Consider the following 20,458-nt stretch of genomic DNA (forward strand, 5'->3'; position numbering starts at 1 on the left):
CCTTGTTTGCTTCTTGATGAATGGGGCTTAACTCATAAATGACCTAGCGCCTCATTCATTAAGTTGAATGAGGTGTTTTTGTAGGTAAATGTCAAAGGAGAAAAAATGAGTAAGTTTACTAAAAAAGTAATGAGTGCTGTCACATTAGGAGCGGCTGCATTTATGATGGCGGGCTGTTCCGTTGCTAAAAACAGTGGTAGCAAGGGAACAACCCAAGCACATGATGTTGTTAAAATTGGAGCCAATTTAGAGCTGTCTGGAGCTGCTGCCGGTTATGGTAATGCGGAACGACAGGGTGTCCAACTTGCAGTTGATGAAATCAATAAAGCAGGTGGGATTAACGTTAATGGCCACAAGAAGAAAATTAAATTGATTTTACGTGACAATAAGTCTGCAATAGCTACTTCATCCTCTGTTGCAGCTCAGTTAACTACTAAGGACAAGGTTGCAGCAATTGTTGGGCCTGCAACCACAAGTGCAGGTACTGCTGAAATTCCAAATATTACGAAAGCAGCTGTGCCAAGTGTCAGTCCATCAGCAACGGATTCAAAATATACTTTACAAAAAGACGGTAAGGTTCAAGAGTATGTTTTCCGTGCTTGTTTCCAAGATAATTTCCAAGGAACTAAAGCAGCAGAATTTGTAATGGATAAATTAAAGGCCAAGCGTGTTGCTATTTACGCTGATAATTCAAGTGATTACGGAACAGGACTAGCTAAGGCCTTCCAAAATACATATAAGGGTAAGGTAGTCGCTAACCAAACATACTCAGCAGGTGATAAGGACTTTAACGCTGTTTTAACTTCATTTAAGTCGAAAAACGTTGATGCGATTTATGTTCCTGGTTACTACACTGAAGTAGGTTTGATCATCAAGCAAGCTCGTCAAATGGGTATCAAGATTCCAATCGTTGGTGGTGACGGAATGGCTGATCCGAAGTTACCACAAATCGCAGGTCCTAAGAATGCCACAAATATTTTCTACACCACACCATTTTCTACCCGTGTTGCAGCTAAGGATCCATTTGCTTCGAAGTTTATGAAAGCTTTTAAGGCACGTTACCACACTGATGCTCCTGCATTCTCAGCACTTGCTTATGATGCGGTATACCTAGTTAAAAATGCAATTGAAACGCAAAAATCAGATGATTCAGTCAAAATTACTGCAGGCTTAGCTAAGACTAAGAACTTCAAGGGTGTTACTGGCGAAATCACGATTGATAAAAAACACAACCCTGAAAGACCAATCATAACTGAGGAAATGACTAACGGAAAAATCAGTAATTCTTACAAGGTTGACTAACGTAAAACACGTTTAGTTAATAGAGATATTTCAAAGGAGCGATCAAATTTGCAGATAGTTTTACAGCAAATTATCAATGCCTTATCATTAGGCTCGATATATGCCTTGTTGGCGTTGGGTTATAGCATGGTTTACGGCATTATTAAGTTAATTAACTTTGCTCATGGTGATATTTACATGTTAGGGGCATTTTGTGCCTACTACGTAATTAGCCTTTGGCACTTTAACTTTATTATCGCTCTACTTACAGCAATGATTGTTAGTGCACTAGCTGGTGTAGTGATTGAATATTTTGCATATCGACCTCTACGTAAGTCACCTAGAATCGCTGTTTTGATTACTGCTATTGGTGTATCGTTTTTGCTAGAAAATGGTATGTCATATTTAGTAGGCTCTAATGCACGCAGCTTTCCCCAAGTAATGGAACAAGTTAATTACAACATTGGTGGCATTGTCATTTCTAATATTCAAATTTTGATTTTGGCTACAGCGTTGATCTTAATGGTTTTGCTGCAGGTAACTATCAAAAAAACCAAAATGGGACGAGCAATGAGAGCAGTTTCGGTTGATCCAGATGCAGCTGAGTTAGTCGGTGTAAATGTGAACCATACGATTTCATTTACTTTTGCCTTAGGCTCGGCCTTAGCCGGTGCTGGCGGTATTCTGATTGGGATGTACTATAACCAAATTGATCCGCTGATGGGAATGACACCGGGAATCAAGGCCTTCGTGGCAGCCGTATTGGGCGGAATTGGTTCAGTACCTGGTGCATCACTAGGAGGCTTCCTGATTGGTATTTTGGAAACATTTTTCCAATCAATTGGTTTATCTGCATACAAAGATGCTGTCGTTTACTTTGTCTTAATTGTTATTTTGCTCTTTTTACCAGCCGGTATCTTTGGCAAAAATACTAAAGAAAAGGTTTAGGTGGCAAAATGAAAGCAAATTTGAAATACATCTTGTCGTGGCTTGTAATTATGATTGCTGGCTTCTATCTAATCAATGCGTTAATTATGGTAGGCGTGATCGATGACTTTATTGAAAATATGTTGGTCACAATCGGAATCAATATTATTTTGGCAACGGGATTGAACTTAATTATCGGTTTTAGTGGCCAATTTTCACTTGGACACGCTGGTTTTATGGCAATTGGTGCATATGCAACCGCGATTATTACCCAGCACGTAAGTACTGAACTAGGTTTTATTGTGTCATTGCTAGTTGGGATGGCGCTTGCGGCACTTATTGCCTTAGTTGTCGGAACAGCAACGTTTACTCGACTAAAGGGTGATTATTTAGCAATTGCGACTTTAGGTGCGGCTGAAATTATTCGCAACATCATCAATAACCTGAAGATTACTGGTGGCTCAGCGGGGATGTTTAATATTCCTCAACTATGCTCTTGGCCAACTGTTTATATTTTGGTTTGTTTAACGACCCTAGTTTTGATGAACTTTATTAGATCTAAAAACGGACGAGCAATCAAAGCCGTACGTGAAGATGAAATTGCTGCTGAAGCGATGGGAATTAACACTACAAAGTGGAAAGTAGCCGCTTTTGTTATTGGTGCGACAACAGCTGCGATTGCTGGTAGCTTGCATGCATCCTATATCCAAACTATTTCACCATCAAACTTTGGAATTATGGAGTCTATTTCGATTCTTGTAATTGTTGTTTTAGGTGGTGTTGGTAGTATGACCGGAACATTTTTAGCAGCAGTTGTTTTAGGCGTGTTAGATACGGTCTTACAAAACTTTGGTGCGCTAAGAATGGTTATTTATGCAATTGCATTGATTTTAATAATGATCTTCAAGCCATCAGGATTGCTCGGGAACTGGGAATTTTCATTAAAGAATCTTGGTAAACATTTTGGTAAAAAGGAAAGGGGCTAGCACATGGAGCATTTACTGCAAGTAGAACACGCGGTACGTAAATTTGGTGGTGTAACCGCAGTTAACGATGTTTCACTTCATCTAGATGAACATGAATTGGTTGCCCTTATTGGTCCAAATGGTGCTGGTAAAACAACGCTATTTAACTTATTAACAGGGATGGTTCCTGTAACTAGCGGCAAAATAGATTTACGAGTTGACAAGCAAACTTATGATTTAACCAGTAAGAATGCTGTCCAAATTGCTGATTTAGGCTTGTCACGAACTTTTCAGAATATTCGTTTGTTCAAAAATTTAACAGTTATGGACAATGTTTTAACTGCCATGACAAATAAGTACAAAGAAGGATTTTTGACAACTGTTTTTCGTTTGCCAAGCTATTATCGAACTGAAAAGGAAATGAGAGCAGCAGCAGAAAAGCTGCTAGACATTTTCGATTTAACAGATAGCCAAGCATTATTAGCTGAAAATCTACCTTATGGAACGCAGCGCCGCTTAGAAATAGTTAGAGCCTTGGCAACACAGCCTAAAATTTTGTTCTTAGATGAACCTGCCGCTGGAATGAATCCAGAGGAAACAGCAGATTTAACTAACCTAATTAAGCGGGTGCAAAAAGAGTTTGGCATAACTGTTTTATTGATTGAGCATGACATGTCTCTTGTTATGAACTTGGCTGAACGCATTTATGTTCTCGATCAAGGAGAATTACTTGCAACTGGTACCCCTGAGGAAATCAGGACAAATAATAAAGTGGTTGAGGCATATTTGGGAGAAGGTGAAGTCTAGATGGCGATGCTCGAAGTTGAAAACTTGTCCGTTAATTATGGTGTTATCCAAGCTGTTAAAGGGGTAAGTTTCAAAATAAATGAAGGCGAAATTGTGACTTTGATTGGTGCAAACGGTGCCGGCAAGTCGACAATTGTTAAAACAATCTCTGGACTACTTAAACCTAAGGATGGTCAAATTACATATAAGGGTAAGAGCATTGTTAAAGAAAAGGCTCCGCAAACAGTATTAGACGGGATTTCACAAGTTCCAGAGGGACGGCATATTTTTTCCGGACTAACGGTAATGGAAAACCTACAGATGGGTGCCTTTTTACAAAAAAACGGTAGTGAAGTAAACAAGGGTTATCAGGAAATTTTTGAACGCTTTCCAATTTTACAAAAGCGTAAAAATCAGGATGCTGCAACGCTGTCAGGTGGTGAGCAACAAATGCTGGCCATCGGTCGTGCATTGATGGCTAAACCTAAATTACTTTTACTTGACGAACCTTCGATGGGACTGTCACCTTTGTATATTCAGGAGATTTTTAAGATTATTAAAGAGCTGAATAAAAAGGGAACAACAATCTTGTTGATTGAGCAGAATGCTAAACAAGCGCTCTCGATTGCTGATCGAGGTTATGTATTGGCAACTGGTAAAATTGAATTAACTGGTACAGGACAGGAACTATTAGCTAATCCAGAAGTGCAGAAAGTGTACTTCGGTGGCTAAGTAGTTACTTCAAGAGTAAAAAGACCATTCACTAAAAATGTGAGTGGTCTTTTATCTATGGAGCAAGCTTTATTTATGGTAGAGTTTCTTAACGTTTTTAACATCGACTGGCTGAATAGGGTACCTTCCTTCAGTGTCCATGACGGACGGCACTTTTGTATTATGATCAAGCCCCATTGCATGTCCTAGTTCATGCTCGATAGCTTGAAGTACTTGCTGGTAGCGCTCAGCATCATCTGCAAAATCACACAAGTAATATGTGTTTAACTGGATAGTTGAAGCAACGAGACGGTGGTTTTTGACGTAATAGCGCCAATGAGTGTAACCTGCATAGCGGGTTTCTGAATTGTACCAAGGTACAACAGTGATTTGAGCCTTTTTCCTATTCTTAGTTTTTGTGAACGTAAATGCACCTGTCTCGTTCCATTCTTTAATTGCATCATTAGTTACGGCAATTAAATCGTCATTTTTCCCTAAATCAAGGTAAACCAAAGCCTTTGCTTTTTTCCACCGACGGTGTTGTGTTTCTTTGGCATAGGTAACTTGTCTAAAAGAAACTGGCGAACTAGGATTATTGCTTAAAAAGAATGATCCAATGAGAACAGCTGAAACAGATAACGCACAGACTGTTTTTTTAAAAAAATAAAGGCTTTTTTTCATCTTAATTACCTTTGCTAGCTAATATAATAATATTCATGATAATTATAGCAGTAAACAATTAAAAAGTTTTGATTATAAATCTATATTATTTAGTGAACAACTGCAATTTGCCTAGATATTTTTGCATGACTATGAGAAAATATAGAACACTTGTGAGCAATAAAAAACCTCAGTTATGTTGATAATTGAGGTTTTGATTAAGTGAAGAAAATGTAGCTAGAACAATTTCATTTTATTGTATGAAATTACTTTTTTGTTTTTATCAGTTATATTCATAATTGAGATTGAAGCGTTACGGGGACCGTTGCTAATATCAAAATCTCCATATTTTGCGGCAATACTACGAATAGTGAAACCGTGAGTCACAAGTAGGATATTCTCTGCCCCATCAAGCTGATCAATCAGATTGAAGCCTTGATTGAGTCGTTTCCAGTATTCTTCTGCATTTTCAGCATCATGAAAGGGGTCGGCCTCTTTAATCCAGTCTTTAACCTTATCGAGTGGTTCTTTTTGAAACAAATCATAATGATTCCTGTAACCGTGCGGGCCACCAATCATTTGCCATGCTGCATCAGAATCCATGCCTTCAAAGTAACCATAAAATTGTTCGCGGAAAAATGGGGAAGCTATATGCTGCAGTACATCATTATTAGTATTGTGTGCCATGATAATATCACAAGTATCACTAGCACGTTTCAAGTCGCTAGACAAAGCAATGTCGAATGCAACACCTTTAAGAGCTTCACCAGCTTCATTGGCATCAGCAATACCTTTATCAGTTAGTGGTGTATCGCACCAACCCTGCATTTTATTATAGCGATTAATGTATGTTTGCCCATGACGAACAATATAGATTCTTTTCATTTTACCTACTTATATTTTTTTAATATACTTATTTATTGTAAAGTTTTTTTACAGTTTCAATATCTGTTTCTTGAATAGAATAGATGGAGCCAGTTGGATACATAACTGATTGACCATTATTGTGCTTAAGCCCAATTGCGTGACCTAGTTCGTGTTCCACAGTGTTAACAACTCGTTCATAACTGTAATTGTAGCTTGAGAAATTGTCAAGGTAATAGGTATTTAAGGTGGTATCTGCAGAAAATAGTTGGCCTGATTTTACGTAAAAATGGAAAGTTGTGTAGCCGGCGTAATTAACGTCTGGGTTATAGGCACTTTTAACGATAATATCAGCTTGGCTCTTATTTTTAGTTTTACTGAACGTAAAAGCCCCAGTTTCGTTCCAAACTTTGATTGCATGATTGGTAGCTACGATAAGATTCTGGTCTCCCTTTAAGTCGATATATACAGTGGCACTAGGCTGAGGCCATTTCCATTCTTCAGAAGCTGTTTCCTTTTTTGTCTTTTTTGCTACACGTTTTGCTTTTTTTGCATAGACGATTTGATTCTGTATGTTGCTAAGTGGAATATTTCCAGAGTTAAGTATATCAAAGCACCCACTGAGTGCTACTGTGGCAACTAATGCATAAAATAGTTTATTTAGAAAATGATGAAAGGTACTCATAATTTATCAGCTCCAATACTGTTGTTATTTAAAGGAAAATGTACTGCTTTCAAACTATTCTTTAACTGTATTATAGACATAAATCCTTAAAATTTCACGGATTTTGATTGAAAATATAAAAATAAAAAAACTGCAAATAAAGTATATATGAACATTATAATTTCGAAAAATATAAAAAGTAATTTCTGAAAAAACAGGTGACGTTATGTTAAATAGAGTAGATGAAAAAAAGTTTGAGCAAGAGCATCTTGATCATATCTTGAAAATGATAAGAGCCAAGAAGGCAGAATTATCCTCTTCAATTAAGTCAGCAGAAGGAGAAGCTAAGGATCTTAATTCCCACTTTTTTGATGATGTAAAACTAGATTATGATGGCTATTCCACCTCAATGGAAACGGCCTTGTCAATTCATCAACAGCAGCAACTTCTTGATGAACGTGAGAATGCATGGCAACATGCAGCCAGGCAATTATCGACAATTCAGAAATTAGAGCAAAAACCATATTTTGCACGAGTTGATTTTAAAGAGAATGGTCAGCCTGCAGAAACTATTTATATTGGTTTAGGCTCTTTTGCTGACAAAAATGATCACTTTTTAATTTATGACTGGCGTGCCCCAATTTCTTCAATTTATTATGATGGCAAGCTTGGCGACGTTTCTTACGTTTCCCCTGAAGGTGAAATTACCGTTGAGATGACCAAGAAGCGACAATTTATGATTGAAGACGGTAAGATTGTCAATATGTTTGATACCAATGAATCGATTGGTGATCAAATGTTGCTTGAGGTCTTGGGTGAAAAGTCCAGTACGCAAATGAAGTCGATTGTGACGACAATTCAGCGCGAGCAAAATAAGATTATTCGTAATACAAGCGCTGATTTATTGTTTGTTCAAGGTGCTGCTGGGTCGGGAAAGACCTCTGCAATTTTACAAAGAATAGCATACTTGCTCTATCGGTACCGTGGTAATTTAACAAGTAGCGATGTTATCATGTTTAGCCCTAACCAGCTATTTAATGACTACATTAAAAATGTTTTGCCTGAGATGGGTGAACAGAATATGGTGCAAATGACATACTGGCAATTTGTTGCACGTCGTTTGCCTGGCATGAATGTCGAAAACCTGTTTGATCAGTTTGAGGATGATTCTGCCGATTCAGCAATCAGTCAATTTAAAGATTCAACTAGTTTCTTTGACTTGCTGACTCGCTATGCAAAACACCTTAATCAACGTGGCGTAATCTTTAAGAACATTTATTTCCGTGACAAAAAGCGTCCATTTTTTGAAAAAGCAAAAATCAATGAAATTTATTATTCCTACAATTCGAACTACAATTTAAGCAACCGAATTGATGCAACGCGTGAAGAGTTAATTAAATTGCTTAACCGCAAGATTAATTCTGAAGCTAAAAAGTCTTGGGTAGCTGATGAAATTCAGAGCCTGAGTCAAGAACAACTTAACGAGCTATATGACCGGCCTGATCAAGAATTTGAATCTGAAGAAAAAGAAGAAAAATTCTTAAGCCGCAAGATTGTGGTTAAGGCACTGGATAAAGTTTTCCAACAAATTAAGCGTAATAACTTTATTAATATGCGTGCGCAATACCTTAGTTTCTTGCGTCGCGTTCCGAAAATGACTGATCTTTCTAAATGGAATATTACCGAGGATCAGTGGAATGACCATGTTGAAGAAGTCAAAGCTAGCTTTAAGAACCACTATATTCATATGAATGATGTCTCTGCCTATCTTTATTTATATGACATGATTACTGGGCGGCACGTTGATTATGAAATGCGTTATGCCTTTATTGATGAAATTCAAGACTACACACCATTTCAACTTTGCTACCTTAAATATAATTTTCCACGCGCCAAATTCACAATGCTGGGAGATTTAAACCAGGCTATTTTTACTAAGGATGAGAGTCGAAGCTTACTTAAACAAATTAGTGGCTTGTTCGATCCTAAGAAAACGGATGTTGTTCAGTTAACTAAATCGTACCGTTCAACCAAGCAATTAACAGAGTTTACCAAGCAGATTTTACGTCAGGGTGAAAAAATTGAGTCCTTTAACAGACAGGGACCAAAGCCTGTCGTTTGGGGACGAGATGACGATGCTGAGGCGTTAAAAGTTTTGCAACAAGTATTACTGGAAAATGAGCAAAACAAGTTGACAACAGCGGTAATTACTAAAGATCTTGAAAGTGCTAAGTTTGTTGCAGAAGAATTGAAGAAAAATGGTGTAAAAGCCACTTTGATTGCAACCGCTAATCAGCGACTAGTTGATGGAACGTTGATTATTCCGTCATATTTAGCTAAAGGCTTGGAATTTGATTCTGTCATTATGTGGGATGCCTCAAAGAAAAGCTATCACCGCCTTGATGAAACGCAACTGGTTTACACTATCACTTCGCGTGCAATGTATAAGCTTGATATGATTTATACAGGCACCAAAAGTCCACTTCTTGATGTTAATCAAGACACTTACGAAGAAAAATAGGTGAGGCTAAGATGGAGAAACAGGAAACATTTAAGTTTAAAAAAATTGCTGATATGTCGGGTCAAGAGATGTATTGTGTTGCAAGATTGCGTATTGACACTTTTGTTACAGAACAGAAAATCACTGAGCCTGAACTTGATGATCAAGATTTTACTGCAATTCAAGTTTTTTTACTAAACAAAGAGCAAAATAGAGCACTTGCTGTTTGCCGTATTTTTAAAGAAAATGATCAGTGGGTTCTTGGCCGTGTAGCAGTTGCTGCTCAAACACGTGGGCAACATCTTGGTACAAAAATGATGCAACAGGTGCACCAATATCTGCGCGACCTTGGTGTTAAGCAATTAATTTGCCATGCTCAAATGCAAGCTAAACCTTTTTATGATCAATTAGGTTATCAAACTAAGGGTGAAGTTTTTACTGAAGCGGGTATTGACCACATTATGATGTACTATAACTTATAAAAAGAAGTAAAACTTGCGTTTTTAACGTGAGTTTTTCTTTTGCAATGAGATAATTTAATTTGATATCAGTAATGATTTGAACATAAGGTAAGGGAAAGACTAAAGATGAAAAATTATTTGCGTTTTAATCGAGATGAATGGGCATCTTTTTCTTCTAATGATGCTGTTAGAATAACGAAGGATGAACTTGCAAAAATTAAATCATTAGGGGATGTCATCAATTTAACGGATGTTCAAGAAATTTATGGCAGCCTAATTAACTATCTTTATTTGGTGTACCAAGAAAAACGTACTTTACAGCAAAAGCAGAGTGAATTTTTAAAGCAGCATGTGCTTGCTGCACCTTTTATCATTGGTATTTCCGGTTCGGTTGCAGTTGGTAAATCAACAACTGCTCGTCTTCTACAAGTTTTACTTAGCCGAACATTTCCTAACTTAAATGTTCATTTAATGACAACAGATGGCTTTATTTATCCGAATGAGGAATTGAAACGGCGTGGCCTTTTTGATCGGAAGGGTTTTCCTGAAAGTTACAATATGAACTTATTGAGTGACTTTCTAAAGGATGTCCTTAGCTGCAAAGAAAATATTGCCTATCCGCTTTATTCACAAGAATTAAGCGATATTGTTCCAGGTAAGTATGGACATGTAAAGCAGCCAGATATCTTAATTATTGAAGGAATTAATACCTTACAGTTACCAACTAATGGGCAAATTGTTACCAGTGACTTTTTTGATTTCTCAATTTACATCGATGCTGATGAAGAACTAATTGAAAAATGGTTCATGCAACGTTTTGAACGCGTGCTTGAAATGAATAAAAATGATCCAACTAATTTTTACTATGAGATGGCTAACGGTCCTCGTGCAGATGCAATTCAATTAGCACAAGACACTTGGCAGATGGTCAACCTAGTTAATTTGCGTGAATATATTGAGCCAACTAAACAGCGGGCCAGTTTAATTTTGCATAAAACAACCGGTCATAAAATTGATGAAATCTATCTGCGGCAGTTTTAACTTTTAGTACCTAGTTTGGGTCAATTTTGCTATACTAAACGGTATGAATACGATTTATTTATTATTAATTAAAAAATTTGCATTGCCTCCAGCGTAAAGTTTTTTCTGGAATTTAAACACGATTAAAATAAGAAGGAGAAAAAACAATGGTACAGGCAATTAACTTAAAAAAGGGTATGGTATTTAGTCAAGACGGTAAAATGATTCGGGTGCTTAAGGCAAACCATCATAAACCAGGTAAGGGCAATACTGTTATGCAAATGGACTTACGCAACATTGAAAGTGGGGCAGTTGTTCATAAGACGATGCGTCCAACTGAAAAGGTTGAATTAATCGACATTACTAAAAAGAAAGCACAATTCCTTTATAACGAAGGTGATGTTTATACTTTCATGGACTCCGAAACTTATGAACAATACGAAGTTTCTGGTGAACAACTTGGTGATGATAAGTTTTATTTGATGCCGAATATTGAAGTTCAATTGGAATTTGCTAATGATAGCAAGCTCCTTGGCGNTTCCTTTATAACGAAGGTGATGTTTATACTTTCATGGACTCCGAAACTTATGAACAATACGAAGTTTCTGGTGAACAACTTGGTGATGATAAGTTTTATTTGATGCCGAATATTGAAGTTCAATTGGAATTTGCTAATGATAGCAAGCTCCTTGGCGTTGAATTACCAGCAACTGTTACAATGAAAGTTGCTCATACTGAGCCTGGTATTAAGGGCGCTACAGTTACCGGTACAGGTAAGCCTGCAACGATGGAAACTGGCTTGGTAGTTCAAGTGCCTGATTTTATTAAAGAGGGCGAAGAATTAATTATTAATACAGCTGAAGGCGTATATAAATCAAGAGCCGAAGGTAATAAATAGTTGCACTTAAAAACGCAGTCGAAAATGACTGCGTTTTATGCTTTTTGTTAAAATGCTGCTAGGTAGCTTATATTTCAATCTAAAAAGCGCTTGCATAGAAAATATAATTGTGTATAATGATACATATAAATAAGAAATGGATTGTTACTCTTTGAGGCATTACCATTAGTCAAAGTGTTTTTTGAACACTTGCTAATCTTGTGCCACAAAGAGTTTTTTTGTGTGCTAAGGGGGGATAATTATGTTTAATTTTTTTAAAAAGAAAAGCACAAAATTTACTGTTACTGCACCTATTTCGGGAATACTGACAAATTTAAGTGATGTAAAAGATCCAGTATTTTCACAGAAAATGATGGGAGACGGTTTTGCAATAAGCTTATCTGCAACAGCAAATGTAGTTTTTGCACCAGTAGCTGGAAAAGTTGTTTCATTACCTGAAAGCCATCATGCAGTTGGGATAGTTACCAAAGATGGAGACGAAATACTTGTTCACATTGGTATAGATACAGTTAATTTAAATGGACAAGGTTTTACAGCTGCCGTTGAACAAAATGAAGAAATAGAACAGGGACAAGAAATAGTTAAACTTGATCGTGACTTTCTTAAGAATAGAGAAGTCGATTTGACTACGATGGTCATTTTTACCAAGCTGATACCGGAACATCAAGACTGGAAATTGATTGAGAACTATGGCGATAAGGTGACTAATTTGGACACAATAGTCGAAAAGCAAGTTTAATGGGAGTATCTGAATGCAAGTCATTAAGCGAATAAATAATAACGTAGCAGTTTGTTTAGATCAAAATCATGACGAATTGGTGGCTTTTGGTAAAGGAATTGGCTACCCTAAAACACCATATGAACTAACTGACTTAAGTAAAATCAAACTGACTTTTTATCGAATTGACAGTCGTAATTTTAAACTGATTAAAGAAATTCCGGAAAATGTTTTAGAAGTGAGTGCTGATATCATTCAGCAGGCACAAACTATTTTGAGTCAAGATTTAAATCAAAATATTCTGTTTAGTTTAGCAGACCATATTAATTTTGCGATTGAACGTTCAAAAAAAGGGATACGAATTGATTATCCATTTTCGTATGATATTCGTTCGTTTTATCCTAAAGAATGTCAGGTTGGCGAAATAGCTCTGAAACTAATTGAACAGAAGTTGAATGTAAAATTATCTTCAGAAGAAGTAATTGCGATAGCTATGCACTTTATTAATTCTCAAGTAGTTACAAAACTGCAAATAAGTGAAGATAGTTTTAATTCAATTGCCGACTTAATAGTAAAAGAGATTGAGCAACAATTTAAGCTAAAAATTAATCGTAATTCCTTTATCTATAACAGGTTTATTACGCATCTAAGATACTATTTGAAGCGGTTAGAGAGTAATGAGCAAATTGATGATGGCTCAAGTAAATTACTCAGGACAAGTTTTAAAGAAAGCTATCCTAGAGTGTACCAGTGTACAGTAGATATTATTAATCAGATTGATGAAAAATTACGTACAAATACTACGGATGATGAAGAATTTTATTTAATGATTTACGTTCAAAGAATGATTACACAATTAAATAGTGAGGAAAGTGAAAATGAATAAAAAATATCAGGAAATGGCTCAGCAAATTGTTGATGCTGTTGGTGGCAGTGAGAATATTGTTAGTGTAACTCATTGTATGACAAGATTACGATTCAATCTTAAGGACATGAGCATACCAAAAGACGACGAGATAAAAAATATTGCTGGCGTGTTGGGAACTGCAAGATCTGGTGGACAATATCAAATTATCATTGGTCAAACGGTTAATGAAGTTTATGATGCAGTTACTGCAGTGGGCAACTTAACAGAAGCTGCGCCAATAAATGAAAATATTGATAACGTAAAAAGCGAACCCAAAAAACTAACATGGAAGTCTGTAGGTAATACGATTTTAAACAAAATTGCTGGAAGTTTAACACCACTCATTCCAATGCTGATTGCGGCATCAATGTTCAAAATGCTAGTAGCAGTGCTTGGACCAACTATGCTTAACGTCATTTCTGTACATAGTGACTTATATCAGCTGTTTAGTTTTGTTGGTGATGCTGGTTTTTACTTCTTCCCAATTGCAATCGGCTATACTGCTGCCAAACAATTTAACACATCCCCAATTCTAGGAATCTTTCTTGGGGCGATTATGCTTGACCCAGGTTTGGTAAAAATAGTTGCTGCAGGAAAGCCATTCACAGTATATGGCATTCCAATGCACTTAACCAATTATGCTAGTTCTGTTTTGCCAATCTTACTATCGGTATGGATAATGTCATATATCGAGCGCTTTTTCAATAAACATATCACTGCCGCATTGCGCACTATTCTTGCACCTACTTTAACAATTGCTATTATGCTACCTCTTGCCCTATGTGTACTTGGACCACTTGGAGGATTTGTAGGCGAATACGTTTCTAAGGGAATCATTTCCTTCGGGCAACTAGGCGGTGTTGCTGCTATTATTGGTGTCGGGCTAATAGGTGCTCTTTGGGAACTTCTAGTTATAACAGGGATGCACTTAGTTATGATAAGTGCAATGATTACGATTGTGGCGCAAACTGGTCACGATAACTTTATTATTCTAGGTTCTTTGGCTGCTAGTTTTGCAGTAGCTGGTATGAGTTTGGGTGCTGCATTACGCTTAAAAGATAAAAAAGAAAAATCTTTAGCTTTTGGTTACTTTATTGCCAACTTTGTAGGTGGTGTTACTGAGCCTGGTTTATATGGAATAGCAATTAAATACCGTAGACCATTTATTGGAATGATGATTGGTGGATTCGTAGGCGGTATATATGCTGCCATAATGCATGTTTCTGGTTATGTAATTGTACCAGTGGCCAATTTTATGTCACTGACAGCTTACGTAGGAGGCTCTACTGCTAACTTAATTAATGGGATTATAAGTGCAGCAATTGCCTTAATAGTTGCAGCAATTGCTACTTATATCATTGGCGTTGAGCCAAAAACTAAATAGGAGGAGAATATGAAAAACATAATTATTCGTGCAGACGATTTAGGCTATTCTAAGGGTGTTAATTATGGAACTTATGAAAGCGTCAAAAATGGATTAATCAATAATGTTGGCGTAATGGTTAACATGAAAGACACGCTTCATGGGTTAGACTTGTTGAAACCATTTGATCTTGATATTGGGATGCATACAGTGATTTGTGCAGGTAAGCCTTTGACAGATCCAGAGAAAATACCAAGTTTGGTGACATCTAATGGTTTATTCAAACCTTCTAAGGTTTATCGAACTGCCGAGTATGATGTAGTTAATTTAGACGAAGTTATTATTGAAATTGAGGCGCAATATCAGTATTTCTTAAAAATTGTTGGTAAAAAGCCAGATTATTTCGAAGCACATGCTGTTTATAGTGCAAACCTATTAAAAGGCCTTGAAGTAGTTGCTGAAAGGCATAATTTACCATTATTGCCGTTCGATTTAGACCTAAACCCAGTTAAGTTTAAAAACAATACAACAATCACAACTTTTATGGATAGCATGAAGCCAAATTATGATCCATATCGTACTTTCGCTGACACCGTCAAATTTGCTCTTGCTAGTCCTGAAGATAATGTGCCAATGATGGTATGCCACCCAGGATATTTAGATCAAAGCATTATTCAGCAATCCAGCCTAACTATTCCGCGTACACAAGAAGTGGACTTTTTATGTGATCCAAAGGTAGCACAGGAAATTGAGGATAAAGGACTACATTTAGCTAGATATACTGAATTAAGTTAAAGATGATATTGTATCAAAGGAATAGAAAAAGCAGAGTTTGTAAAAACTCTGCTTTTTTATTTGTTAATCTTCCCATTTACATAAAGTGTAGCCGCGGCTAATCGCATTTTTCTTAGATATTTTAGAGATATTTCCTCTTGCAGGCCTGAGACCGCGGCAGTTAGGATCATAATGATATCTACTACCAGACCTAGGTGCAATATAAACAACGCGACTTTTTCCTTGACGGTAGTATTTTACTTGGTTAAACTGCGTTTTCTGAGCAATATTTTTATTGACGGTCAGTACTTGCTTTGTGGGTTTTTGATTATTATGTTTAACTACAAGTTCCTGTACTTTTGCTTTGGCTTGTGGTGCATCTTTTTTGTGGGTAACTTCTACAGAGCGAGCTTCATTAGTTTGATTGCTCTGATGCTCGCTTGAAGTTGAATCATTAGCGAAAAAGGTAAGGGCAAAGAAGGCAACTAGCCAAAGCCACCACTTTTGATAAAACGGTTTGTTAGATTTCATTTATAACTCTCCTTGATGTGTTTTAGTTTATTGTAAATTATTCATGTTGCATATAGTTAATTTTGTGGTGTAAATTCACCATGAAAATACAGCATGAATAATAGTACTTGGCCATTGGTAGTGATAAAAATAGTTGAACTTTTTGATGAGATAGTATAATTGAACAGAGGTGATATCATGGAAATAGGACCATTATCTGAGTGGGTAACAGCTATAGCAGAGATTGCTGCTGTTTGCGTAGCGCTATTTTTACCTGTCTATGATAAGAAACGTGAAAAAAGAAAAGAACTCGTAACTTGAAAAAGGTGTTTATATTCCTCATACAAAAGTCTTTAGATGAAAATGATACAACTAGTTTGGAGGCCTACTTTAAAATTAGTTATTTGACTATTGATAGTTTAGAGAACAGGGAGATATATGCGGTAGTTCAACCGGCATTTGAAATCCTGAAAAACCCTGATATTCCAAAACAGAAAAAAGAAAAGGATCTCAAACCAATACTGGAGTATCTAAATCAAAAATAAAATAGCACTTAACTTATATTAAGTGCTATTTTTTGTTGAACTTTAAAACTTAGTTTCTTTAATATCGTCTTCTGGCCTGTGCTCCTGTACACGAATAATTTGCCAGTCAAAATCACTTTCAGGAATATCTGCTAAATCAATAGTTAGTTTGCCATCTTCATAGCTAAATTTTGGTTCAGTTCGCTTTTCGATCATTTCGATTCGGTTAGGTTCAACTGCAATACCGTCTACCACTACTTCTTGTGCTAGTGGTTTTTTAACAAAAACATATTTTTGATATTGCATGTGACGGTTTTGCAAGACAAAACCGTTGTCGCTGGTGCATGCGCATGGTTCGCTTTCGTTTAAAGCATGGCCAAAAATGTGCATCCAATTGTTGGTCGCGGTGAACATTTCTGTCGTGCTCTCACTAAGTGAATTAGCAGAATCCACTTCAACATTGATAAATATGCTGTTTCCTTCTTTACGGTGATTAACAATTTCATCAATTACATTGACAGGAGTTAAATCAACTCCAGTTTGTGCATCAACTAGGGCAATTGTATATTTAGCGCAAGCCTTTTCGAAGTCAGCTTGTAATTGATCGGTTGCAACAGCTCTAGCACCAATATTGCGTGCAGTTTTTACTAAAAAATCAGCATCTACATCTTTGGTGCTTTTTAGTTTAAAATTTAAGATAATAGCAAAATCAGGATTCATTAAATCTCTCTCCTTAATACTCATACTATTAAGTTTAACCTAAAAGGCGGTAAATACGAAAGATGAAAATTATTATCTCACCAGCAATGAAAATGAAAGTTGATACTAATGCCTTTGCGGCGAAATCACAACCACAGTTTTTAATTCAAGCAAAAGAACTATACGACTTTTTGAAAAAGTGCAGCTTTACGCAATTAAAGTCAATTTGGGGTGGAAGTGATCGCACTACTGAAGAGGGACAAAAGCAGCTTGCTGCCTTGGACATAACTGAAGTAGATGGCTTAACGCCAGCAATTATTTCTTATTCAGGCATTCAATATCAGTATATGGCGCCAGACCTGTTTACGGCTAAAGCTTTGGCATATTTGCAGGAAAATGTGCGCATTTTATCTGGTCTTTATGGTGTTTTGCGACCATTTGATGGCGTGTGGCCATACCGCCTAGAGATGAAAAACAAAGTTTTGGGCTTTAGAGAACCCAACCTTTATAAATATTGGGGCGAAACTTTGGCCAATAATCTCTTTGATAAAAATGATGTCGTAATTAATTTGGCTTCAAAGGAATATTCAAAGAATATTGCGCCATACTTATCTGATAAACGACAAATGATTACGATTGATTTTCAGGAACAAAAAAATGGTCAATGGAAGACAGTTGGCGTTCATGCTAAAATGGCACGAGGTGAAATGGTTCGTTTTATTTCAGAAAACCAACTTAAGCAGCCAGAAGAATTGCAGCAATTTGATGATTTTGGCTTCCAGTTTGTTGCTGAAGAAAGCACATCTAGTAGGTATGTTTTTCGAACAGACTTTGACTTCAAGCGACATTAATACCGATAAGTTAGTAAATGGAGATTAGCATGGAAATTGTTTTTGTACGGCACGGTCAAACAGATTTAAATAAGACTAGGAAAATTCAAGGGTCGCGCTTTGATCATGACCTTGACCAAGAAGGGCGTACATATGCAGAAGAAGCTGCAGCAAATTTTGATCCTAATCAATTTGACCTTGTATTTTGTAGTCCGATGAAAAGGGCGTTGACGACAGCACAAATTTTTACCAAAGGACAAAAAGAAATAATTACTGATGAGCGCTTAGTAGAGTTCAATTTTGGTGAGTGGGATGGAAAATACTTAACAGAATTAGGCAAAAAGTATCCGGATGCGATTGATCCATGGGGAAAAGCGGCAGCCAATTACGTTAAATACGCGCCACACGGCGAGACTTTTGCGGAACTTAATCAACGTTGCGGCAGCTTCCTTGATGAATTACAGGAAAAATATCTCGATAAAAAGATTTTGGTTGTTTGTCATGGCACGTTAATTAGAATGATGTTTGCCCACTATTTTACAGTCGGAGACATCAATGCATTTGAAACAATTGATAACTGCGCATTAGCTAAAATCTCATACCGTGATCATGTGGCTAGGATAAACTATTACAATCGTTTGTTAGAGCTTAAATAAATAGGTAAAGGAGTTCGAAAAAGAGCTCTTTTTTATTGCCCAATTTTTAGGCTGGCTAAAAATTGCGGGAGCTTTTTGATTGACGGAAAAAATTATAAGAGTTAATATTTTTCAAAAAGTGACACAACGTCACTTTTTGAAAAAAGGAGATGAGGAAATGGTAAAACCAACTTTCGTAAATTTACCACAGGACAAAAAAGAGAAGATTACCCAAGCTTTACTCAACGAATTTAGCAACCATCCGTTGGCTGAGGCACAGGTGGCCAGGATTGTTAAAGAAGCTGAAATTGCGCGTGGAGCTTTTTACAAGTACTTTGAAGATTTGTCTGATGCATACGAATATCTGTATCAGCTCGCAATGAAAGAGATTCATTCTTTTGTTAAGGCGCCAGCAGACTATCAGCCTGAAATTTTTTATCAGAATGTGGTTGATTTCATTGATCAAACGCAAAGTAGTAAATATGCCAAATTAGTTAAAATGCAAATGTTGTATAACGAAAGCACAGTTAGTAAACCATTTCCTCAGGACGTGTTAGTTAAATTAAGTCCGCAAAATTGGAGCGCTATGGTTCTCAGTCATGCTGCTATTAGGGAAATACTGGCTGAACCAACGCAAAAGGAGCTTGTTTTGTCTAAGCTTAAGGTGGGCTTGACGCTACTTAAAAAGGAGTAAGATTAATGTTTTTAGCGATTAAAGAAATTAAACGGGAAAAGTTGCGTTATGGATTGATCATTTTAATGATTTTCCTAATCAGCTACTTAATCTTTATCTTATCGTCACTAGCAGTTGGTTTAGCGAGTGAAAATACGCAGGCAATTGAGTCTTGGGATGCCAAGCAAGTCGTATTAAATAAAAATGCTAATGTGAGCATGAGTCAATCACTTTTAACTAAAGATGATTTGAGCAAAACCAAGTTAACCAAAAATGAAGCCCTACTTGGTCAAACACTGGTAGTTGCTAAAAACAGTAACCGCCCACAGGTTTCGGCCCAGTTTATTGGGGTAAAGAAAGATCAGTTTATTTACGATGATCAAGAATTAATTGCTGGTAGAAAAGCCAAAAAAGATCGCGAAGTTGTGGTCGATCAAGCCTTTCAGACAAAAGGCTATAAGCTAGGTGACAAGCTTGAATTAAACGGCTCCGCAAACAAGTATCGTATTGTTGGTTTTGTCAAAAATGCCAAAATAAATATTGCACCAATTATTTATGGTTCGTTAGCAAGTTGGCGCAAATTACGTCAAGGGATGCCTAATATAAAAGCATCTGCAATAATTTCTCGGAATGCAAATTACAATTATAATCACGCTAACAGTAAGACTTACCCGATTGCTCAGTTCATTAAAAAGCTGCCGGGTTACACAGCTCAAAACATGACTTTCCAATTAATGATTGGCTTTCTGTTCGTTATTTCGTTAATTATTATTGCAGTCTTTTTGTACATTCTGACAATGCAAAAGATGCATAATTTTGCTGTAATGAGGGCTCAGGGGATTCCAAGTAGAACTTTAGTAGCAGCAACAGTTAGCCAATCGGTTATTTTGGTTGTAGTTGGGGTAATTATTGGTTTAGCTGCAATGTGGTTAACAGCAAAAGTTCTGCCTGCTGCGGTTCCAATGAGCTTTACACCACAAATTATTTTAAGTGGAACATGCGGCATGCTATTAACAGGAATTATCGGTAGCTTAATTCCAGTTAGATCAATTTTAAAGGTAGATCCGGCTAAGGCGATAGGTGAATAA

The 20,458-nt window shown here is 36.7% G+C and carries 22 protein-coding genes and 3 pseudogenes; 20 read left to right on the forward strand and 5 right to left on the reverse strand.

The features are described 5' to 3' along the window. Nucleotides 1-105 precede the first annotated feature (105 nt). The 5 genes from CRG87_RS05870 to CRG87_RS05890 are packed head-to-tail and all read left to right on the forward strand — an operon-like array spanning nucleotide 106 to nucleotide 4,691. Complete coding sequence (locus CRG87_RS05870) at nucleotides 106-1,302, forward strand: ABC transporter substrate-binding protein (RefSeq protein ID WP_074426051.1); 1,197 nt, start codon at nucleotides 106-108, stop codon at nucleotides 1,300-1,302. Nucleotides 1,303-1,350: 48 nt separating this feature from the next. Further along, on the forward strand, nucleotides 1,351-2,229 hold the full coding sequence (locus CRG87_RS05875; protein WP_074426050.1) for a branched-chain amino acid ABC transporter permease: 879 nt from the start codon (nucleotides 1,351-1,353) through the stop codon (nucleotides 2,227-2,229). An 8-nt stretch (nucleotides 2,230-2,237) separates the two neighbouring features. Beyond that, nucleotides 2,238-3,194, forward strand: coding sequence for a branched-chain amino acid ABC transporter permease (locus CRG87_RS05880; protein ID WP_046305924.1), 957 nt, complete (start codon nucleotides 2,238-2,240; stop codon nucleotides 3,192-3,194). A 3-nt stretch (nucleotides 3,195-3,197) separates the two neighbouring features. Further along, nucleotides 3,198-3,980, forward strand: a complete 783-nt coding sequence (locus tag CRG87_RS05885) for an ABC transporter ATP-binding protein (protein ID WP_046305925.1) — start codon at nucleotides 3,198-3,200, stop codon at nucleotides 3,978-3,980. Next, nucleotides 3,981-4,691: an ABC transporter ATP-binding protein gene (locus CRG87_RS05890; protein ID WP_074426049.1), complete on the forward strand. Its 711-nt coding sequence runs from the start codon at nucleotides 3,981-3,983 to the stop codon at nucleotides 4,689-4,691. A 69-nt stretch (nucleotides 4,692-4,760) separates the two neighbouring features. Here CRG87_RS05890 and CRG87_RS05895 read toward each other — a convergent pair whose 3' ends face one another. From CRG87_RS05895 to CRG87_RS05905, 3 genes are all read right to left on the reverse strand, one after another. Next, nucleotides 4,761-5,351 carry a matrixin family metalloprotease gene (locus tag CRG87_RS05895; protein ID WP_074426048.1) on the reverse strand — a complete coding sequence of 197 codons (591 nt, stop codon included), beginning with the start codon at nucleotides 5,349-5,351 and terminating at the stop codon, nucleotides 4,761-4,763. 216 nt (nucleotides 5,352-5,567) lie between these two features. After that, complete coding sequence (locus CRG87_RS05900; protein ID WP_074426047.1) at nucleotides 5,568-6,215, reverse strand: histidine phosphatase family protein; 648 nt, start codon at nucleotides 6,213-6,215, stop codon at nucleotides 5,568-5,570. Between the two features lie 28 nt (nucleotides 6,216-6,243). Then, nucleotides 6,244-6,879: a matrixin family metalloprotease gene (locus CRG87_RS05905; protein WP_074426046.1), complete on the reverse strand. Its 636-nt coding sequence runs from the start codon at nucleotides 6,877-6,879 to the stop codon at nucleotides 6,244-6,246. Between the two features lie 205 nt (nucleotides 6,880-7,084). Between CRG87_RS05905 and helD the strand changes: the two genes are divergently transcribed. From helD to CRG87_RS05950, 10 genes and pseudogenes are all read left to right on the forward strand, one after another. Beyond that, nucleotides 7,085-9,379 (forward strand): RNA polymerase recycling motor HelD, encoded by a 2,295-nt coding sequence (gene helD, locus CRG87_RS05910; protein WP_074426045.1) that lies wholly within the window; start codon nucleotides 7,085-7,087, stop codon nucleotides 9,377-9,379. Nucleotides 9,380-9,390: 11 nt separating this feature from the next. Further along, complete coding sequence (locus CRG87_RS05915; RefSeq protein ID WP_074426044.1) at nucleotides 9,391-9,840, forward strand: GNAT family N-acetyltransferase; 450 nt, start codon at nucleotides 9,391-9,393, stop codon at nucleotides 9,838-9,840. Between the two features lie 105 nt (nucleotides 9,841-9,945). Then, nucleotides 9,946-10,860: a type I pantothenate kinase gene (gene coaA, locus CRG87_RS05920; RefSeq protein WP_074426043.1), complete on the forward strand. Its 915-nt coding sequence runs from the start codon at nucleotides 9,946-9,948 to the stop codon at nucleotides 10,858-10,860. A gap of 146 nt (nucleotides 10,861-11,006) precedes the next feature. Then, a pseudogene (locus tag CRG87_RS05925) lies at nucleotides 11,007-11,361 on the forward strand (elongation factor P); the annotation flags it as partial. Between the two features lie 49 nt (nucleotides 11,362-11,410). After that, nucleotides 11,411-11,461 (forward strand): annotated as a pseudogene (locus CRG87_RS08290) (hypothetical protein); the annotation flags it as partial. A 4-nt stretch (nucleotides 11,462-11,465) separates the two neighbouring features. Then, nucleotides 11,466-11,737, forward strand: a pseudogene (locus tag CRG87_RS05930) (elongation factor P); the annotation flags it as partial. 241 nt (nucleotides 11,738-11,978) lie between these two features. After that, complete coding sequence (locus CRG87_RS05935; protein WP_074426041.1) at nucleotides 11,979-12,476, forward strand: PTS sugar transporter subunit IIA; 498 nt, start codon at nucleotides 11,979-11,981, stop codon at nucleotides 12,474-12,476. 13 nt (nucleotides 12,477-12,489) lie between these two features. Next, nucleotides 12,490-13,341 carry a PRD domain-containing protein gene (locus CRG87_RS05940; protein WP_074426040.1) on the forward strand — a complete coding sequence of 284 codons (852 nt, stop codon included), beginning with the start codon at nucleotides 12,490-12,492 and terminating at the stop codon, nucleotides 13,339-13,341. Next, complete coding sequence (locus CRG87_RS05945; protein WP_074426039.1) at nucleotides 13,334-14,746, forward strand: PTS transporter subunit EIIC; 1,413 nt, start codon at nucleotides 13,334-13,336, stop codon at nucleotides 14,744-14,746. The genes CRG87_RS05940 and CRG87_RS05945 overlap by 8 nt, the downstream gene beginning before the upstream one ends. A gap of 9 nt (nucleotides 14,747-14,755) precedes the next feature. Continuing rightward, a complete protein-coding gene (locus tag CRG87_RS05950; RefSeq protein ID WP_074426038.1) occupies nucleotides 14,756-15,520 on the forward strand; it encodes a ChbG/HpnK family deacetylase in 765 nt (254 codons plus the stop codon). Between the two features lie 63 nt (nucleotides 15,521-15,583). Here CRG87_RS05950 and CRG87_RS05955 read toward each other — a convergent pair whose 3' ends face one another. Next, nucleotides 15,584-16,030: a hypothetical protein gene (locus CRG87_RS05955; RefSeq protein ID WP_074426037.1), complete on the reverse strand. Its 447-nt coding sequence runs from the start codon at nucleotides 16,028-16,030 to the stop codon at nucleotides 15,584-15,586. A gap of 177 nt (nucleotides 16,031-16,207) precedes the next feature. Here CRG87_RS05955 and CRG87_RS08195 point away from each other — a divergent pair, with 177 nt between their 5' ends. Further along, a complete protein-coding gene (locus CRG87_RS08195) occupies nucleotides 16,208-16,330 on the forward strand; it encodes a hypothetical protein (RefSeq protein WP_265734327.1) in 123 nt (40 codons plus the stop codon). A gap of 266 nt (nucleotides 16,331-16,596) precedes the next feature. Here CRG87_RS08195 and CRG87_RS05965 read toward each other — a convergent pair whose 3' ends face one another. Continuing rightward, nucleotides 16,597-17,253, reverse strand: coding sequence for a hypothetical protein (locus CRG87_RS05965; protein ID WP_074426035.1), 657 nt, complete (start codon nucleotides 17,251-17,253; stop codon nucleotides 16,597-16,599). 62 nt (nucleotides 17,254-17,315) lie between these two features. On the opposite strand from CRG87_RS05965, the gene yaaA reads away from it, so the two are divergent. From yaaA to CRG87_RS05985, 4 genes are all read left to right on the forward strand, one after another. After that, complete coding sequence (gene yaaA, locus CRG87_RS05970) at nucleotides 17,316-18,083, forward strand: peroxide stress protein YaaA (protein ID WP_074426034.1); 768 nt, start codon at nucleotides 17,316-17,318, stop codon at nucleotides 18,081-18,083. A 29-nt stretch (nucleotides 18,084-18,112) separates the two neighbouring features. Beyond that, complete coding sequence (locus CRG87_RS05975) at nucleotides 18,113-18,718, forward strand: histidine phosphatase family protein (RefSeq protein ID WP_074426033.1); 606 nt, start codon at nucleotides 18,113-18,115, stop codon at nucleotides 18,716-18,718. Between the two features lie 157 nt (nucleotides 18,719-18,875). Continuing rightward, the gene (locus tag CRG87_RS05980; RefSeq protein ID WP_074426032.1) at nucleotides 18,876-19,391 is read left to right on the forward strand and encodes a TetR/AcrR family transcriptional regulator; all 516 of its coding nucleotides are present in this window, start codon (nucleotides 18,876-18,878) and stop codon (nucleotides 19,389-19,391) included. Between the two features lie 5 nt (nucleotides 19,392-19,396). Then, nucleotides 19,397-20,458, forward strand: a complete 1,062-nt coding sequence (locus CRG87_RS05985; RefSeq protein WP_074426031.1) for an FtsX-like permease family protein — start codon at nucleotides 19,397-19,399, stop codon at nucleotides 20,456-20,458.

It is taken from the genome of Lactobacillus apis (assembly GCF_002837055.1).
GTDB classification, from domain to species: Bacteria; Bacillota; Bacilli; order Lactobacillales; family Lactobacillaceae; genus Lactobacillus; species Lactobacillus apis.

What these genes read in the sequence shown, in the direction of transcription:
- CRG87_RS05890 (WP_074426049.1), top strand. Translation starts at nt 3,981, where the DNA reads ATGGCGATGCTCGAAGTTGAAAACTTGTCCGTTAATTATGGTGTTATC.
- CRG87_RS05905 (WP_074426046.1), bottom strand. Translation starts at nt 6,879, where the DNA reads ATGAGTACCTTTCATCATTTTCTAAATAAACTATTTTATGCATTAGTT.
- CRG87_RS05980 (WP_074426032.1), top strand. Translation starts at nt 18,876, where the DNA reads ATGGTAAAACCAACTTTCGTAAATTTACCACAGGACAAAAAAGAGAAG.
- CRG87_RS05935 (WP_074426041.1), top strand. Translation starts at nt 11,979, where the DNA reads ATGTTTAATTTTTTTAAAAAGAAAAGCACAAAATTTACTGTTACTGCA.
- CRG87_RS05945 (WP_074426039.1), top strand. Translation starts at nt 13,334, where the DNA reads ATGAATAAAAAATATCAGGAAATGGCTCAGCAAATTGTTGATGCTGTT.
- helD (WP_074426045.1), top strand. Translation starts at nt 7,085, where the DNA reads ATGTTAAATAGAGTAGATGAAAAAAAGTTTGAGCAAGAGCATCTTGAT.
- CRG87_RS05870 (WP_074426051.1), top strand. Translation starts at nt 106, where the DNA reads ATGAGTAAGTTTACTAAAAAAGTAATGAGTGCTGTCACATTAGGAGCG.
- CRG87_RS05885 (WP_046305925.1), top strand. Translation starts at nt 3,198, where the DNA reads ATGGAGCATTTACTGCAAGTAGAACACGCGGTACGTAAATTTGGTGGT.
- CRG87_RS05965 (WP_074426035.1), bottom strand. Translation starts at nt 17,253, where the DNA reads ATGAATCCTGATTTTGCTATTATCTTAAATTTTAAACTAAAAAGCACC.
- CRG87_RS05915 (WP_074426044.1), top strand. Translation starts at nt 9,391, where the DNA reads ATGGAGAAACAGGAAACATTTAAGTTTAAAAAAATTGCTGATATGTCG.
- CRG87_RS05895 (WP_074426048.1), bottom strand. Translation starts at nt 5,351, where the DNA reads ATGAAAAAAAGCCTTTATTTTTTTAAAAAAACAGTCTGTGCGTTATCT.
- CRG87_RS05900 (WP_074426047.1), bottom strand. Translation starts at nt 6,215, where the DNA reads ATGAAAAGAATCTATATTGTTCGTCATGGGCAAACATACATTAATCGC.
- CRG87_RS05880 (WP_046305924.1), top strand. Translation starts at nt 2,238, where the DNA reads ATGAAAGCAAATTTGAAATACATCTTGTCGTGGCTTGTAATTATGATT.
- coaA (WP_074426043.1), top strand. Translation starts at nt 9,946, where the DNA reads ATGAAAAATTATTTGCGTTTTAATCGAGATGAATGGGCATCTTTTTCT.
- CRG87_RS05940 (WP_074426040.1), top strand. Translation starts at nt 12,490, where the DNA reads ATGCAAGTCATTAAGCGAATAAATAATAACGTAGCAGTTTGTTTAGAT.
- CRG87_RS05975 (WP_074426033.1), top strand. Translation starts at nt 18,113, where the DNA reads ATGGAAATTGTTTTTGTACGGCACGGTCAAACAGATTTAAATAAGACT.
- CRG87_RS08195 (WP_265734327.1), top strand. Translation starts at nt 16,208, where the DNA reads ATGGAAATAGGACCATTATCTGAGTGGGTAACAGCTATAGCAGAGATT.
- CRG87_RS05955 (WP_074426037.1), bottom strand. Translation starts at nt 16,030, where the DNA reads ATGAAATCTAACAAACCGTTTTATCAAAAGTGGTGGCTTTGGCTAGTT.
- yaaA (WP_074426034.1), top strand. Translation starts at nt 17,316, where the DNA reads ATGAAAATTATTATCTCACCAGCAATGAAAATGAAAGTTGATACTAAT.
- CRG87_RS05950 (WP_074426038.1), top strand. Translation starts at nt 14,756, where the DNA reads ATGAAAAACATAATTATTCGTGCAGACGATTTAGGCTATTCTAAGGGT.
- CRG87_RS05985 (WP_074426031.1), top strand. Translation starts at nt 19,397, where the DNA reads ATGTTTTTAGCGATTAAAGAAATTAAACGGGAAAAGTTGCGTTATGGA.